Raw genomic sequence first — 15,992 nt, forward strand, 5'->3', positions numbered from 1 at the left:
CAAGACGGTTCCCGAGTCGAAGATCGTCGAGACGTTGATCGAAGAGGCGATGAAGCTCGCCGAGCAGATGGAGGCCGAGGGCGCCGCGTCGGGCGCCCCCGGCGTTGCGGGGACGCCGGCAGTGACAGTGAGTTGAACGAGCACGGACCGAGAGGGGGCCGAGCGTGACGATTCTGGAGACCATCCGGGGACCACGCGACCTGAAGGGGCTGTCCGAGGCGGAACTCGGGCAATTGTCCGAAGAGATACGCGAGTTCCTGGTGACCGCGGTGGCCAGGACCGGCGGCCACCTCGGGCCCAATCTGGGCGTGGTGGAACTCACCGTCGCACTGCACCGGGTCTTCGAGTCACCTGACGACCGCATCCTGTGGGACACCGGTCATCAGAGCTATGTGCACAAGCTGTTGACGGGGCGTCAGGACTTCTCGAAGCTGCGCGGCAAGGGCGGCCTGTCCGGCTACCCCTCCCGCGAGGAGTCCGAGCACGACGTCATCGAGAACAGCCACGCCTCCACCGTGCTCGGCTGGGCCGACGGGCTCGCCAAGGCCCGCGCGGTGCAGGGCGAGAAGGGCCATGTGGTCGCGGTCATCGGTGACGGCGCACTCACCGGCGGCATGGCCTGGGAGGCGTTGAACAACATCGCCGCCGCGAAGGACCGGCCGCTGATCATCGTGGTCAACGACAACGAGCGGTCGTACGCGCCGACCATCGGGGGCCTCGCCAACCACCTCGCCGCCCTGCGCACCACCGACTCGTACGAGAAGGTCCTCGCCTGGGGCAAGGACGTGCTGCTGCGCACCCCGGTGGTCGGCGGTACCCTCTACGAGTCGCTGCACGGCGCCAAGAAGGGGTTCAAGGACGCCTTCGCCCCGCAGGGCCTGTTCGAGGACCTGGGCCTGAAGTACGTCGGTCCGATCGACGGCCACGACATCAAGGCCGTCGAGTCCGCGCTGCGCCGTGCGAAGCGCTTCCACGGGCCGGTCCTCGTGCACTGCCTCACGGAGAAGGGGCGCGGCTACGAGCCCGCTCTCGCCCACGAGGAGGACCACTTCCACACCGTCGGCGTGATGGACCCGCTCACCTGCGAGCCGCTCGCGCCCTCCAACGGGCCGTCCTGGACCTCGGTGTTCGGCGACGAGATCGTCCGCATCGGGGAGGAACGGGACGACGTCGTGGCGATCACCGCGGCGATGCTGCACCCGGTGGGCCTCGGCAGGTTCGCCGAGCGCTTCCCGGAGCGGATCTGGGACGTCGGCATCGCCGAGCAGCACGCGGCCGTGTCGGCGGCGGGCCTGGCGACCGGCGGGCTGCATCCGGTCGTCGCCGTCTACGCCACCTTCCTCAACCGCGCCTTCGACCAGCTCCTGATGGACGTCGCGCTGCACCGCTGCGGGGTGACCTTCGTGCTCGACCGGGCCGGCGTCACGGGTGTGGACGGTGCCTCCCACAACGGGATGTGGGACATGTCGGTCCTCCAGGTCGTACCCGGCCTCAGGATCGCCGCGCCGCGGGACGCCGACCAGTTGCGCGCCCAGCTGCGGGAGGCCGTCGCCGTCGACGACGCGCCCACCCTGGTCCGCTTTCCGAAGGAGTCGGTCGGGCCCCGGATCCCCGCCGTCGACCGGGTCGGGGGCCTGGACGTCCTGCACCGGGCGGACCGGCCCGAGGTCCTGCTGGTGGCCGTCGGCGTCATGGCGCCGGTCTGCCTCCAGGCGGCCGAGCTGCTCGAAGCGCGCGGTATCGGCTGCACGGTGGTGGACCCGCGCTGGGTCAAGCCGGTCGACCCGGCGCTGCCCGGGCTCGCCGCCGGTCACCGGCTGGTGGCCGTCGTCGAGGACAACAGCCGGGCCGCCGGGGTGGGTGCCGCCGTGGCGCTCGCCCTCGGCGACGCGGACGTCGATGTGCCGGTGCGCCGGTTCGGCATTCCGGAGCAGTTCCTCGCGCACGCCAAGCGCGCGGAGGTGCTGGCCGACATCGGTCTCACCCCCGTCGAGATCGCCGGACGGATCGGCGCGAGCCTGGCCGTCAGGGAGCAGACCGACGGCACAGTCAAGGAGAAAGCGGAATGACCACGGAGTTCGACCTCGGTGCCCTCCTGGCCGAGCGCGGAGCCGAGCGCTACGAGCTGCACACCAAGTACCTGAACCACCAGCTCCCGCGCATGCTGCACACCATCGGCTTCGACCGGGTCTACGAGCGCGCCGAGGGAGCTCACTTCTGGGACGCGGACGGCAACGACTACCTGGACATGCTCGCCGGCTTCGGGGTGATGGGCCTCGGTCGGCACCACCCGGTCGTCCGCAAGGCGCTGCACGACGTCCTCGACGCCTCGCTCGCCGACCTGACCCGCTTCGACTGCCAGCCGCTGCCCGGGCTGCTGGCGGAGAAGCTCCTCGGCCACAGCCCGCACCTGGACCGGGTGTTCTTCGGCAACAGCGGTACGGAGGCGGTGGAGACCGCGCTGAAGTTCGCCCGGTACGCCACCGGCAGGCCGCGGATCCTGTACTGCGAGCACGCGTTCCACGGCCTGACCACCGGGTCCCTGTCGGTCAACGGCGAGAAGGGCTTCCGGGACGGCTTCGCTCCGCTGCTGCCGGACACGGCCGTGCCCCTCGGCGACCTCGACGCCCTGTCCCGGGAGTTGGCCAAGGGCGACGTCGCCGCTCTGGTCGTCGAGCCGATCCAGGGCAAGGGCGTGCACGAAGCCCCGCCCGGCTATCTGCGTGCCGCGCAGGACCTGCTGCACAAGCACAAGGCACTGCTCATCGCGGACGAGGTGCAGACGGGACTCGGCCGGACCGGGGACTTCTACGCGTACCAGCACGAGGACGGCGTCGAGCCGGACCTGGTGTGCGTGGCCAAGGCGCTGTCCGGCGGTTATGTGCCGGTCGGCGCCACCCTCGGCAAGGACTGGATCTTCAAGAAGGTCTACTCGTCCATGGACCGGGTCCTGGTCCACTCGGCGAGCTTCGGTGCCAACGCGCAGGCGATGGCCGCGGGTCTCGCCGTGCTGTCGGTGATGGAGGACGAGCAGATCGTCGCCCGTGCGCGCAGGACCGGGGACCTGTTGCGGTCCCGGCTGGCCGCGCTCATCGACAAGTACGAACTGCTCGCCGATGTCCGCGGCCGGGGTCTGATGGTCGGCATCGAGTTCGGCAGGCCCAGCTCACTGAAGCTGCGCAGCCGCTGGACGATGCTGCAGGCCGCGCGCAAGGGTCTGTTCGCGCAGATGGTGGTGGTCCCGCTGCTCCAGCGGCACCGGATCCTGACCCAGGTCTCCGGTGACCACCTGGAAGTGATCAAGCTGATTCCGCCGCTGGTCGTCGACGAGGCCGACGTCGACCGGTTCGTCGACGCCTTCACCGCCGTCATGGACGACGCGCACAGCGGCGGCGGTCTGATGTGGGACTTCGGCAAGACGCTGATCAAGCAGGCGGTCGCCAACCGGTGACCACGGCCGGGTTTGCCTCTGAGGCAAAAAATTTGCCAATGAGGCAAACCTGCGGCTCAATGGAGGTATGAGCTCCTCCGAAGCCGAGCTGCCCGCCGTAGCGCCGCAGCTCCGCTCGTTGCGCCGCCGGACCGGCCTCACGCTGGAGTCGGCGGCGCGTTCCGCCGGGTTGTCGCCCGCCCACCTCTCCCGGCTGGAGACCGGGCAGCGCCAGCCGTCGCTGCCGCTGCTCCTGGCACTCGCCCGCATCTACGGTACGACGGTCTCGGAACTGCTCGGTGAGACCGTGGCCGACCGGGACGCCGTCGTGCGCGCCGCCGACATGGAGCCGACCCACGCGGGCGGCTGGACGTACTGGCAGGCCGGCGCCCCGGGCCGCGGAATGCAGGCCCTGCGGGTCCGGGTGCCGTACGGCTCGCAGGGCGACATCGTGCGGGTCCACCCCGGCGAGGAGTGGCTGTACGTCCTCAAGGGGCGGCTCGGGCTGCGCCTCGGGGACACCGCGCATCTCCTCGGGCCCGGCGACAGCACGCACTTCGACTCGCTCACCCCGCACCGCCTCGCCGCCGAGGACCACGACGGGGTGGAGCTGCTGTTCGTCCATACCCTGCTGCAGAGTCCCACGGCCGCCCTGTGCCTGGGCCCGATCACTGGAGAGTCGCGATGACCGACATGGAGGAGAAGTTCCCGCGCGCCCTGTGGGTCCGGCTGATCGTCTACCTCGTCGCCGGACACGTCCTGGCCGGTTTCATCTATCTGCTGTTCGCGGTGGGCGCCAAGGGATGAGTGGGCATGCGGCCGGGCGGCGCCGGCCGGCTCCCCGATGCTCCTATGGCTGTCAAGCCGCGGGAGTCAGGTCGGTTTGAGTGATTCGTTCGGTTGCTGTGCTGGTCAGGGCGCGATAGACCTCGCGCGCGACGAACCGCTTGAGGCAGCGCATGATGTCCTTCTTGTTCAGTCCTTGCTTGGTGCGGCGTTCGACGTAGGCGCGGGTGCGTTCGTCGAAGCGCATGTGGGTGAGCACGATGGTGTGCAGGGCGTTGTTCGCGGCCCGGTCGCCGCCGCGGTTGAGGCGGTGGCGGTGGGTGCGGCCGGAGGAGGCCGGGATCGGGGCGACGCCGGCCAGGTGCGCGAACGCGCCCTCGGACCGCATCCGTTCGGGGTTGTCCCCGGCCGAGGCCAGCAGTTGCGCAGCGGTCTCGGGACCGACGCCGAACAGCTCCAGCAGCGCGGGGGCGGCCTTCTTGACCAGTGGGCCGATCTCGGTGTCCAGCGCCTGGTGACGGCGGGCGAGCCGACGCAGTGATACCCGGGTCGCCGCAAGCGGGCGGGACAGGTCGTCCCCGGGCCGCAGCCGGGCGAGCGTGCGTATCAGCGCGGCCCGCTCCAGCTCGGCGACCTGCTCGCGCAGCATGGCGGGGGCAGCCACGAGCAGGCCGCGGATCTGGTTCATCGCCTGCGTGCGGGCCTTGACGGCGCTGCGGCGGGCGATCCGCAGCACCCGCACCGCCTCGACCACACCGTCCCGGCTCTTGGGGACACCGGTGGCCCGGCCGGACAGCACGGCCGTCGCGGCGGCATACGCGTCGATCGGGTCCGACTTGCCCTTCATCCTGCGTGTTTTGCGGTCTGGGCGGTCCACGTCGACGACGGTGACCCCCGCGGCGGTCAGCACCCGGGCGAGTTCGGCTCCATAAGCGCCGGTGCCCTCGACCCGACCGCGGTGAGAGCGCCGTGGCCACGCATCCAGTCCAACAGGTCGCGGTAGCCGCGGACGGTGGCGGGGAACTCCCGGTCGGCCAGGTGCCGGCCGACCGGGTCGACCACGGCCGCGTGGTGGGTCAGGCCGTGGGTGTCGACTCCGCCGGTGATCTGCGGGCCGTCGTGCGTCATGCTGGTCATGTCCGTCCTTGTGGCGTGTCCGTTCCGAGGGCGGCACGCGCCGGTCGGGCGGGTGGACAGGACAGGACAGTGACGGGGCTTCTGGACCAAGCTCCTATAAGGTCACAAACGCCCGTCCGGCCGCGTGCGTGGTGACGCCCGGCGGGCCGGCGAATCGCAAACAGGACAGTCGAGACGTCAGTCAGTCGGAGGGTCAGACCCACCCGCAGCGTCACCACGTCACATCCTCACTGTCAGTCGAGCAGGCGCTCGCGCAGCCGCTCCCGGGTCTGCGGTGCCAGGCCCAGCCCCTGTTCCAGATAGGCGTCGACGCCGCCCCAGATCCGCTCGACGGTCTCGAAGGCGGCCGCGAGGTACTCGGCGCGCGCGTCGAACAGCGGGCTGAGCAACTCCATGACCTCGGGGGTGTACGCCGAGTCGGCGCTGCCGCTGCGACGCACCTGGTAGCGACGGTGCGTGGCGTTCGACTTGAGGTAGTCGGCCTGGATCGCCTCGCGCTCCACGCCCAGGGCGAGCAGCGTCACGGCTATGGACAGGCCCGCGCGGTCCTTGCCGGCCGCGCAGTGCATCAGGACCGGCACGCTGTCCTCGGCCAACGCGTGCAGCACGCGGGAGTGTTCGGCCGTGCGCTGCTCGATGATCGCGCGGTACGAGACGATCATCCGGTGCGCGGCCTTGCCGTCGCCCAGGATCGTGCGCAGCTGGTCGAGGTCGCCGTCCCGGACCATCGTCCAGAACTCGACGCCGTCCGCCGGGTCGGTCAGGGGCAGGTTGACGTTGCGCACGCCGGGCAGCTCGACGTCCGGCCCCTCCAGCCTCTGGTCGGCCGCGTTGCGGAAGTCGAACACGGTGTGCAGGCCCAGGGTGGACAGGAACGCGGCGTCGGACTCGGTGGCGTGTGCCAGGTGGCCGCTGCGGAACAGCGCTCCGTACCGCACCCGCCGCCCGTCCCCCGCCGGCAGTCCGCCCACGTCACGGAAGTTGCGCACACCGGCCAGTTCGGGTTCGGTCGACGGGACCTGCTGCGTCACGGGGGGCTCCTCCCGGTCGGCGCCCGTCGGCGCTTCTCGTCGACGGGCACGCCGTCGACCATACGACAAGCATTTCCCCCATATCGAGATGTCCACAGGCGTTGCACAGGGGCCTGTCGCCCTTGATGATGTTGAGGTGTGAGCGAATCTGTGGATGCTTGTGAGGTTTCGATGGTGGATATCGCCGAGGACGGTCGTACGTGGTTGCTGAGGGGGCCGAACAGTAGTTACGCGCTGCACCTCACGGAGGCGGACGAACTGCTGCACCTGCACTGGGGGCCGGCCGTCGCGCTCGCCGACGCCGAGGCCCTGGCCGTCCGTCCGCTGCCCGCCTACCGGGGCTTCGAATCGCCGCTCGACGGGCACGAGGAGTATCCCGTCGAGGGCGGCCCGCGTTTCGTGAGGCCCGCGCTGTCGGTTCGCACCGAGGAGCGCCGCGGCACCGAATGGGCCTTCGTGGACCACGCGGTCGAGGACGGCGAACTGAGGCTGCGTTTCCGGGACGCGGGGCTGGTCATCACCCTCCACTACCGGATGCGCGGCGATGTCGTCGAGCGCTGGGTGAGTCTCGTGAACGAAGGCGACACGCAGGTGGAACTGCTCCGCGCGGACGCGGCCACCTGGACCCTGCCCGACCGGGAGGACTGGCGCCTGTCCCACCTGCACGGCCGCTGGGCCGCCGAGTCCCAGCTGACCAGCGGTCCGCTGACCTACGGGGAGAAGGTCATCGGCAGCCGGCGCGGTCACACCGGACACCAGTACCTGCCCTGGGTGGCGCTCGACACCGATGCCACCGAGGAGCGCGGCGAGGTGTACGGCTGCGCGCTCGGCTGGTCGGGTTCCTGGCGGATCGCGGTCGCCCAGCTTCCGGACGCGCGCGTGCAGATCACCGGTGGCGCCGGGTACGACGACTCGGGCCTGCTGATGCTGGAACCGGGGGAGTCGTACACCAGCCCCGTCTTCGCGGGGCTGTGGAGCGACGGCGGCTTCGGCGGCGCGAGCCGCGCCTGGCACGCCTATCAGCGGGCGTACGTCATCCCGGACGCGGACCGGGACAGGCCCGTGCTGTTCAACTCCTGGGAAGCGACGTTCTTCGACATCGCCGAGGACCAGCAGGCCGCGCTCGCCCGGCGGGCGGCGGAGATCGGCGTGGAACTGTTCGTGGTGGACGACGGCTGGTTCGGCGCCCGGACCAGCGACCGGGCCGGACTGGGTGACTGGACGCCCAACCCCGACCGGTTCCCGCGGGGGCTGGCGCCGCTGGCCGACCAGGTGCACGCCCTGGGCATGCAGTTCGGCATCTGGGTCGAGCCGGAGATGGTCAACCCCGACAGCGAGCTGTATCGCGCGCATCCCGACTGGGTGCAGTACCAGCCGGGACGGAAGCGGACGGAACTGCGTAATCAGCTGGTCCTCAACCTCGCCCGCGAGGACGTCCAGGAGTATCTGTGGGAGCAGTTGGACACGCTGCTCTCCAGCGCCCCCATCGACTATGTGAAGTGGGATTTCAACCGCGCTTTCACCGACGCGGGCTGGCCCGGAGAGACGTACCCGCAGCGGTTGTGGGTCGACCATGTCCACGCCCTGTACGCGCTGTTGGACCGGCTGCGCGCCGCTCACCCGGGCGTGGCCTTCGAATCCTGCTCGGGCGGCGGCGGCCGGATCGACCTCGGGATCCTGAGCCGCACCGACCAGGTGTGGACCTCCGACAACACCGATCCTCTCGACCGGCTCGCCATCCAGCACGGCTTCAGTCAGATCCATCCCGCGCGGATCATGGCGGCCTGGGTCACCGACAGCCCGAACACGCAGCTAAACGATCGGGCCAGCAGTCTGCGATTCCGTTTCGTCAGCTCCATGGCCGGTGTCCTCGGGGTGGGCGGCGACCTCGCGGAATGGAGCGAGGAGGAACTCACCGAGGCCCGGCACTGGGTGGACCTCTACAAGGAGATCCGGCCCGTGGTGCAGCACGGCGAGCAGTACCGGCTGCGGCCGCCCACGGGCGGCCTGAGCGCGGTGCAGTATCTGCGCGGGGACGAGACCGTCGTCCTGGCCTGGCTCCAGGCGCAGCGGTACGGCGAACCCGTCCCGGCGTTGCGGCTGCGCGGACTCGACCCGTCGGCCTCGTACGAATGCCGCGAAACGGGCGAAGTGCACTGTGGTGCCGTGCTGTCGCATCACGGGCTGCACACCGCGCTCCATGGTGACCTGGACGCGACGGTCATCCGGCTGCGCCGTATCTGACCTTTCTGTCTGAATTGTAAAGGTGGTTACGGGGGGGTGAAGAGGTTCCTGCCGTGACATCGGGTCGCTGTCATATGCACGTAATGAGTGTTTCGTGCAGTCGAATTGATCAGGCGAATCGGCCGGTTGAATTCACCGATCGAGTCGACTGATCGAATCGATCAGGCGAACTGTGCACGGGTGCCAAGCTGGCATGAATGGACGGTGACCGGGAATTCCCGCCGGATACGACCGGCGGTCCCCGGTTTCCGGAACGGCCGGGGGAGGCGAAGCCCTGCCCCGTGCGCGGCCGGGCACTCCGGCCCGATCCCGACGGCTCACCCCGCAGGCGCCGGGAAAGAAATGCGCCATGTTCGCGAAGGTTGAGCGCCGACGTCCCGGAAACTCCGGCGCCGCACCCGTTCCGTGGCCCACCGGCCGCGGCCTCCTCCGCCCGTACGGTGACGTCGTCCGATTGCCCCTGCATGATGTGCTGACGCGTCAACGCGCCTGTTCCCCGGCCTATTCCCGCATGGGGGAACTCTTGGCCGGTGTCTTATCTCACCGTTCGTCAATCCCTTCCTACGATCGCGTAGGTCACATCGGAAGGTGAATCATGGGCCGACGTGGCAGACGATTCGAAGAGTGACAACACAGCGGTGATCGGGTCGTACGTAGCGGTGGGGGACAGCTTCACCGAGGGCGTCGGCGACCCTGGCCCCGACGGGGCGTTCGTCGGATGGGCCGACCGGTTCGCGGTACTGCTCGCGGACCGCCGGCCCGAAGGCGGTTTCCGGTACACGAATCTCGCGGTGCGCGGGAGGCTCCTCGACCAGATCGTGGCGGAGCAGGTCCCGCGGACGGTGGAACTGGCGCCGGACCTCGTCTCGTTCTGCGCGGGAGGCAACGACATCCTGCGCCCAGGCACCGACCCGGACGAAGTGGCCGAGCGTTTCGAACGGGCCGTGGCCCGGCTGGCGGAAGCGGTCGGCACGGTCCTGGTGACGACCGGCTTCGACACCCGCGGCGTACCCGTGCTGAAGCATCTGCGCGGCAAGATCGCCACGTACAACGGGCACGTCCGGGCCGTCGCCGACCGGTACGGCTGCCCGGTGCTCGACCTGTGGTCCCTGAAGGCCGTGCAGGACCGCAGGGCCTGGGACGACGACCGGCTCCACCTGTCTCCCGAGGGGCACACGCGCGTCGCGCTGCGGGCCGGACAGATCCTCGGCCTCGATGTCCCGGCCGATCCGGAGCAGCCCTGGCCGCCGCTCGCGCCCCGCGGCACCTTGGAGGTGCGCCGCGACGACGTCCACTGGGCCCGGCAGCACCTCGTGCCGTGGATCGGCCGGCGGCTGCGCGGCGAGTCCTCGGGCGACCAGGTGACGGCCAAGGGCGCGCTGTCCCCGGACGACATCAGGTTGCGGATCGCGTCGGTGGCCTGAGCCGCCGGGGCGGGACCGGCGAACGGGCGTCCCGCACCGGCAAGACGTCCGCTCTGCGTGGCCCCGACCTCGGCGGCCCGGGAACCCGGCCCGGTTCCCCGGCGAGCGCCCCGCCCGACCGTCTCTGCGCCGGGCACCGGTCACCCCGGCGGCGCCGGACCGTCGCGGGGGCCGCCCCCATAATGGATGGCCTCACCCACTCCACCAGGAGGTACCGTGTCCGGTTTGCGTTCCCCGAGCTCCGGGCTCCGCGCAGTGCAGCCCGCGGCCTTCGGCGCTGAACCGGGCGGTGACCGCCTGGCACGCATCCGCAGCTCGCCCCACTTCGCCGACGGCGTCTTCCAGAACCCCGGGGGCCCCGCCCGGATCCGGCCCTCCGGATCGATGCTGGAGCTGACGAAGGTCTATCTCGACCGCGAGCAGCGGCCCCAGCGGGCCCCGCGGGGCATCGTCCCGGTGCACGCCACCACCCTCGCCGACCTGGCCCGGCCGCCCGCCTCCGGGCTCCGGCTGACCTGGATGGGCCACTCCAGCGTGCTCGCGGAGATCGACGGACAGCGCGTGCTGTTCGACCCGGTCTGGGGCGAGCGGTGCTCCCCGTTCCCGTTCGCCGGGCCCAAACGGCTGCACCCGGTGCCGCTGCCGCTCGCCGCGCTCGGCCCGGTCGACGTCGTGGTCATCTCGCACGACCACTACGACCACCTGGACATGCCCAGCATCAAGGCGCTGGCCGGCACGGACACCCTGTTCGCCGTGCCCCTGGGCGTCGGTGCCCATCTCGAACGCTGGGGAGTGTCCGCCGACCGCCTGCGGGAACTGGACTGGCACGAGTCGACCCGGGTCGGCGGACTCACCCTCACCGCCACCCCCGCCCGGCACTTCTGCGGTCGCGGCCTGCGCAACGCGCAGCACACCCTCTGGGCGTCCTGGGCCGTCGCCGGCCCCGAGCACCGGATCTACCACAGTGGCGACACCGGCTACTTCGAGGGCTTCAAGGACATAGGCGCCGAGCACGGCCCGTTCGACGCCACGATGATCCAGATCGGCGCCTACAGCGAATTCTGGCCCGACATCCACATGACCCCCGAAGAGGGCGTACGTGCCCACCTCGACCTCCAGGGCGGCCGGGCGCACGGCGCGCTGCTGCCGATCCACTGGGGCACCTTCAACCTGGCCGTGCACGCCTGGGCCGAGCCGGGGGAGTGGACGAAGGACGAGGCCGAGGCGGCCGGACAGGCGGCGGCGTTCCCCCGGCCCGGCGAGCCGTTCGAACCGGCGGGACCGCTGCCCGCGGACCCCTGGTGGCGGGCGGTGTCCACGCCGCTCGCCCACCCGTGGCGCGACCGGGTGCGCCCGGGTGCCGTGCTGGAATTCCCCGACGGCGACCTCGATCTCGCCAAGGAGCGGTGACACGGGCCACGGCTCAGCCGGCCGGGTTCCCTGCGGATCCCGGCCGGTGTCCGGTCGCAGCCGGCGAGGCAGCAGGCGGCCCCGGAGAGTGGATCCGTGGATTTCCTCCGGGGCCGCCGGTGCCGGTGTGCTGTGCCGGTCAGCGGATGGACATGCCGAACGCCTTGCCGGTGAGGGGCAGGCCGTCGACGCCGGGCTGATAGGTGGTCACGGCGGCGCCGGTGCCGCCCATCGCGTTGGACCAGGGCAGGCCGTGGACGGCGCCACGCTCGGCGGGGCCGTGCGGCATGCCGATCCACAGGTGGGTGGCGGTCGCGTTCAGGTACTTGCCGACGAGCTGGGAGGCACCGGGGGCGCCGGGCAGGCCGCGTTCGTTGCCCGCCTCGATCCAGTGGTCGGAGTCACCGGGGGCGCCCAGCAGGGAGAAGGTCTGCACGATGCCCGCGTCCGTGGCGGTGCCGACGTCCTTGCCGGGCACGCCCACCGCGAGCAGCATGGTCGAAGCGGTTCCGACCTGGTCGGGCGCGGTGTTGGCGGCGGCGACCTGGGTGCCGAACCCGTCGCCGGCGGCGGAGGCCCCGTTCACACCGTCCACGCCCTGGTGGATGGTGGCCAGTTCACTGACGGCGCCGGCCGCGGTCACCCGCAGCGTGGTCACCTGGCCGGCCTGCGGGAACGAGGTCGTGCCGACCCAGAGGGTCTCGCCCGGCGTGCCGACCGCGAGGACGGAGTCGGTCGCCGCGGTGGCGCCGGCGGGACGGTAGGGGACCAGCGCGAGTGACGCGCCGAACAGGTCACCCGGCTCGCTCGCGTCGCTGACCCCGTCGGTGTCCTGGTTGACGCCGGCCACCGGAGCGGGGATGCCGTCCGTGTTCACCATGTGGTTGAAGATCGCCACCATGCCGGTGTCGGCGCTGGTGCCGACGGTCTCACCCGGGGAGCCGATCGCCACGTGCTGGGGGTCGCCCGCGACGGAGGCGCCGAACTCGTCGCCCGCGCTGATGACACCCACCACACCTGGCGAGTCCTGGTGGATGGAGACACTGATGGAGCCGCGCAGGTAGTAGACGAGGCCCGCGTCCACGGAACCCTTCAGGTTCTTGCCGGGTGCGCCGATCGCCAGGTACGGCTCGCCGGCAGCGGTCTGTCCGGCGGCCAGCGCGGCACCCAGCCGGTCGCCCGCCTCGGACACCCGGTCCTTCAGGGCGCCGGTGCCGCTGCCCTGCTGGAGGACGAGGGCGGCCTTGCCGTGGCCCAGTCCGTCCGGGGAGCCGTACAGGACGGTCACCGTGCCGGCGTCCGCGACCGTGCCGACGTCCTCGGAGGGGGTGCCGACCACCAGGTCGGAGCAGCCGTCCTCGTCGTGGTCGACCACGGCCAGGGCGGTGCCGAACTGGTCGCCCGCCTCGGCGTCGTCCGGGACGCTGTCGAGGCCCTGGTGGATCGTCTCGCTGCCCTTGCCGCCGCCGTAGACGGCCTTCACCAGGCCGGCCTCCGACAGGCCGCTCACGGACGCCTTGGGGTCGCCGACCGCCACGTCCTCGACGGCGTCGCAGTTGAAGTCGGTCACCCGGGGCGCCGCGGTCCTGGCGGCCACCCAGCCGGCCAGGTCGTCGACCCGGGTGGCCACGCCCCCGGTGCGCGTCTCGGTGAGGCCGGAGCCGAAGCAGCCGCCCGGCCAGGAACGGCTGTTGACGGCGGCGAGTGTGGCCTTGCCGCTCACGGAGCGCACCAGCGGGCCGCCCGCGTCGCCCGCGCAGACCGCGGCGCCGTTCTGGCCCGTGACCGTGGCGGTGAAGGCGTCGGCCGCGTCCACCGAGAACGCGCCGCTGTGCAGCTTCAGCGGGGCCCACTCGTCCTTGGTGCGGCCGTAGCCGGCGGCGGTCAGCGCTTCGCCGGCGGTGGGCGCGGTGGTGGCCAGGGCGACGGGGGTGGCGGTGGTGACCGGCCGGGAGAGACGGGCGAGGACCAGGTCGCGGTCGGTGCGCGGGGCCAGTTCGACCACGTTGACGACCTGGCCGGCGGCGGTGCTGAGATCGGTGCGGCCGATCGTCGCGGTGGTCCTCAGCTTCGGGGCGCCGGCGGGCACGGTGAGCCCGGCGGCCGGGTCGTCGACGAAGCAACTGGCCGCCGTGAGCAGCCATTCGGCCTGCACGAGGGTGCCGGAACAGGCACGCGTGCCGTCGCCGATGTCCAGCCGCGCGGTGTAGCCGTAGGTGGTGTCCGACGCGGCGGTGCCGGAGACGGCGTGCGCGGGCGCGGCGGCCAGGATGACAGGAGCCGTGAGCAGGGCCGAGGCCAGCGCAAGCCGGACGGGTCTGGAGTGTTGGATGTTCATGACCTTCCTGGGACGAGGACGTGGCGGGACAGGAGGGCACTTCCGCACCCCGGTGCGGCGGGGGGATCCACGCGCTCCGGAGTTCCGGGAGAAATGCGACCGCAATGCCGTGCGGTGACGCTTGAGAGTGCTGAGAAAACCCATCGGTCGCCGATTTCCAGCGAAATTCTCAGGCGCGGAATTCTCGGTCTGTCGTACTAACCGGTGACACGGATCTCGACGAGTACGGACCGGGCGCCGCCCACGGTGCCCTCACCCACACTCTCGAAGCCGCCCTCGGCCACCGCGACGGTGGTGGTCTCACCGTTCGCGGTCAGGTCGGCGCTGATGGGGTGCGCACCGGTCTCCAACGCGAAGACGCGCGGCAGTTCGAGCGTCAGGAAGCCGCTCGGCGCGGTGGCCCGGAAGCAGTAGTTCCCCTTCCGGCCGACCGCGTCGTCCTTGACCGTGTAGACCTTGATCTGGTCGGTCGTGGTGTCGCAGGCCACCAACAGGACGTGCCCGTCGCCTCTTTTCAGCTGAATGCCCTCCGTCTGCAGGATGCGGTCGGCTCCGGGGTAGTTGAAGTCCTCGACCGCGAAGGGCGGGGTTTCGGCAGCGGCCGAGACGCCGGAGGCGGAGTCCTGGGCGACGGCGAGGGGAATCCCGACGAGTGCCGCAACGGAACCTATGGCGCTGGAGATCAGAAGACTGCGCATGCGGAATGCCACCGCACACTCCTCTCAGACGGCCGTCCGCGGAACGCGAAAACGCCGCCGAATTGACCAACAGGGAAATGATGGCAATGGGGAAGGCCGTTGAAACGAGTCACACCGTAACTACGGACTTGATCACCGTCAACAGGTTGCTTTTGCCTCTCCGTTGCGGAAGGACGGAGAGGGAACGGACATCTTCGGCGGCCTCCCGGTGGCCCGGAAGCTTTGTTCGCCCGTGCGAATCAAAAACCCTTATGCGGCTCTCCGGCGCCGGCAGTGTGTCACCTGCGGTTGCCCTCAACTGACCTCGGCAGCCCGGGAGTCGGGATTTTTGACCGCCGCGGGAACTACGCCCGTGAACCCCCTGAGCGCGGTCGGTGGCAGCAGGAGAGGCGGTGCGGCACGCGCCGGGCACTGTGCCCCCGGTGGAGCTTTCCGTCCTCCGTCACTCGCCGGACCCCCTCCGCGTCGTACTTTTGCCGCAAGTATTGCGTTCCGGTGACACTGTCCGGAATCGCCTGGCAGTGGGGAACGTGCCCTCGCGTCAACGCACCTTGATTACGAACTTAATGCAGGAGTGGAGTGCGAGTAAAGGAGTGGAAAGGATTCTTGATGAATGGTCGGGAAACCCTCCGCACAGGCAGATTGAAGGTGACAAATCGGTATTCGTTGACCCGGCTCGCGCCGTTCTGCGCATCGTGTGACCTCTGCCGGTGCTTTGCGATTCAGTCGGCTTTGTTCGCCTTTTATTTACTGAACGGTCATCGTGGCTGGGCATGACGGCGAAGCCGCACGGGCACTACCGCGCGGTGGGCTTCGCCGCCGCCAACTGGGGAGTGCACCGAAGCGTCGTGACCGGGACGATCACAGCACCAGGCCGACGAGTCCGGCAATGAGCAGTGCCTGCGCCAGGATGGGCACGACGGAGGCCGCGCCGATGAACCTCACCCAGAAATTCGAGTCTCCGACATCGGACGGGTCGCACTGCATCATGAATATCGCGTGCGGCACGAGCGGGATGCTGCCCGGCCAGAGGAACATCCGGCTCCACCGCGGAGCCGTACGAGCGTCAGCGTCCGAAAAGTTGACCGCCATGGTCTTTCCTCTCACCTGTATCGCCGGCAAACGACGTAACTCAATTGCGGCCAGCCGGGGGACGGATACGAGACCGTTCCGTCCCGGCCGCATTTCTCATCCCCGTAGTCGTGGCGGGCCGGTGACGATCACATTGGCGGAGGAGCAGTCGGAGCGGTGCGGCGGCAGGTGGTGCCGCGAGACCCACTCGCTGCGCATGCACTCGTTTCAGCACCGCCCGATAGGCGTCGTCGGGAATGACGGCCGTGTAGCAGAGCACGAGGTTGCCCGCCTTCTCGGTGCTGGTGTAGCTCCGCCAACTGGAGACCGGTGCCCGGGGGGGTGCCTCTATGTCCTTCGTCAAGGCACCCCTGTCGGGTTTGGGGTGATTCGGTCTTGCTGGGGTCATGCGGCGAGCTCGAC

11 protein-coding genes and 2 pseudogenes are annotated in these 15,992 nt (G+C 70.4%); 8 read left to right on the forward strand and 5 right to left on the reverse strand.

Annotated features, from left to right (window positions below; genetic code table 11):
- The 5 genes and pseudogenes from ACFYPJ_RS38565 to ACFYPJ_RS38585 all read left to right on the forward strand — a co-directional run.
- A pseudogene (locus ACFYPJ_RS38565) lies at positions 1–136 on the forward strand (4-hydroxy-3-methylbut-2-en-1-yl diphosphate synthase); the annotation flags it as partial.
- A 28-nt stretch (positions 137–164) separates the two neighbouring features.
- Entirely contained in the window at positions 165–2,069 is a 1,905-nt protein-coding gene (gene dxs, locus ACFYPJ_RS38570; RefSeq protein WP_389026742.1) for a 1-deoxy-D-xylulose-5-phosphate synthase, read from the forward strand.
- The gene (locus ACFYPJ_RS38575; protein ID WP_389026744.1) at positions 2,066–3,451 is read left to right on the forward strand and encodes an aspartate aminotransferase family protein; all 1,386 of its coding nucleotides are present in this window, start codon (positions 2,066–2,068) and stop codon (positions 3,449–3,451) included. The genes dxs and ACFYPJ_RS38575 overlap by 4 nt, the downstream gene beginning before the upstream one ends.
- A gap of 67 nt (positions 3,452–3,518) precedes the next feature.
- Positions 3,519–4,118: a helix-turn-helix domain-containing protein gene (locus ACFYPJ_RS38580; protein WP_389026746.1), complete on the forward strand. Its 600-nt coding sequence runs from the start codon at positions 3,519–3,521 to the stop codon at positions 4,116–4,118.
- Complete coding sequence (locus tag ACFYPJ_RS38585) at positions 4,115–4,237, forward strand: DUF6126 family protein (RefSeq protein ID WP_389026748.1); 123 nt, start codon at positions 4,115–4,117, stop codon at positions 4,235–4,237. The genes ACFYPJ_RS38580 and ACFYPJ_RS38585 overlap by 4 nt, the downstream gene beginning before the upstream one ends.
- A gap of 52 nt (positions 4,238–4,289) precedes the next feature.
- On the opposite strand, the pseudogene ACFYPJ_RS38590 reads toward ACFYPJ_RS38585, so the two are convergent.
- Both ACFYPJ_RS38590 and ACFYPJ_RS38595 read right to left on the reverse strand, forming a co-directional pair.
- Positions 4,290–5,353 (reverse strand): annotated as a pseudogene (locus ACFYPJ_RS38590) (IS110 family transposase).
- A gap of 233 nt (positions 5,354–5,586) precedes the next feature.
- Positions 5,587–6,384, reverse strand: coding sequence for a tyrosine-protein phosphatase (locus ACFYPJ_RS38595; RefSeq protein WP_389026749.1), 798 nt, complete (start codon positions 6,382–6,384; stop codon positions 5,587–5,589).
- Between the two features lie 171 nt (positions 6,385–6,555).
- Here ACFYPJ_RS38595 and ACFYPJ_RS38600 point away from each other — a divergent pair, with 171 nt between their 5' ends.
- The 3 genes from ACFYPJ_RS38600 (at position 6,556) to ACFYPJ_RS38610 (ending at position 11,462) form a co-directional block, all read left to right on the forward strand.
- On the forward strand, positions 6,556–8,628 hold the full coding sequence (locus ACFYPJ_RS38600; protein WP_389026751.1) for an alpha-galactosidase: 2,073 nt from the start codon (positions 6,556–6,558) through the stop codon (positions 8,626–8,628).
- Between the two features lie 638 nt (positions 8,629–9,266).
- On the forward strand, positions 9,267–10,052 hold the full coding sequence (locus tag ACFYPJ_RS38605; RefSeq protein ID WP_389026761.1) for an SGNH/GDSL hydrolase family protein: 786 nt from the start codon (positions 9,267–9,269) through the stop codon (positions 10,050–10,052).
- Between the two features lie 216 nt (positions 10,053–10,268).
- On the forward strand, positions 10,269–11,462 hold the full coding sequence (locus tag ACFYPJ_RS38610; RefSeq protein ID WP_389026753.1) for an MBL fold metallo-hydrolase: 1,194 nt from the start codon (positions 10,269–10,271) through the stop codon (positions 11,460–11,462).
- A gap of 139 nt (positions 11,463–11,601) precedes the next feature.
- Here ACFYPJ_RS38610 and ACFYPJ_RS38615 read toward each other — a convergent pair whose 3' ends face one another.
- The 3 genes from ACFYPJ_RS38615 to ACFYPJ_RS38625 form a co-directional block, all read right to left on the reverse strand.
- Entirely contained in the window at positions 11,602–13,800 is a 2,199-nt protein-coding gene (locus ACFYPJ_RS38615) for a trypsin-like serine protease (RefSeq protein WP_389026755.1), read from the reverse strand.
- A gap of 197 nt (positions 13,801–13,997) precedes the next feature.
- Positions 13,998–14,498, reverse strand: coding sequence for a hypothetical protein (locus ACFYPJ_RS38620; RefSeq protein WP_389026757.1), 501 nt, complete (start codon positions 14,496–14,498; stop codon positions 13,998–14,000).
- A gap of 861 nt (positions 14,499–15,359) precedes the next feature.
- Positions 15,360–15,590 carry a hypothetical protein gene (locus ACFYPJ_RS38625; RefSeq protein ID WP_389026759.1) on the reverse strand — a complete coding sequence of 77 codons (231 nt, stop codon included), beginning with the start codon at positions 15,588–15,590 and terminating at the stop codon, positions 15,360–15,362.
- Positions 15,591–15,992 lie beyond the last annotated feature (402 nt).

It is taken from the genome of Streptomyces sp. NPDC006012 (assembly GCF_042871185.1).
GTDB lineage: Bacteria > Actinomycetota > Actinomycetes > Streptomycetales > Streptomycetaceae > Streptomyces.

Bases quoted from the DNA above. Each gene is read 5' to 3' on its own strand.
- ACFYPJ_RS38585 (WP_389026748.1), top strand. From the start codon at position 4,115: ATGACCGACATGGAGGAGAAGTTCCCGCGCGCCCTGTGGGTCCGGCTG.
- ACFYPJ_RS38580 (WP_389026746.1), top strand. From the start codon at position 3,519: ATGAGCTCCTCCGAAGCCGAGCTGCCCGCCGTAGCGCCGCAGCTCCGC.
- ACFYPJ_RS38615 (WP_389026755.1), bottom strand. From the start codon at position 13,800: ATGAACATCCAACACTCCAGACCCGTCCGGCTTGCGCTGGCCTCGGCC.
- ACFYPJ_RS38575 (WP_389026744.1), top strand. From the start codon at position 2,066: ATGACCACGGAGTTCGACCTCGGTGCCCTCCTGGCCGAGCGCGGAGCC.
- ACFYPJ_RS38600 (WP_389026751.1), top strand. From the start codon at position 6,556: ATGGTGGATATCGCCGAGGACGGTCGTACGTGGTTGCTGAGGGGGCCG.
- ACFYPJ_RS38625 (WP_389026759.1), bottom strand. From the start codon at position 15,590: ATGGCGGTCAACTTTTCGGACGCTGACGCTCGTACGGCTCCGCGGTGG.
- ACFYPJ_RS38620 (WP_389026757.1), bottom strand. From the start codon at position 14,498: ATGCGCAGTCTTCTGATCTCCAGCGCCATAGGTTCCGTTGCGGCACTC.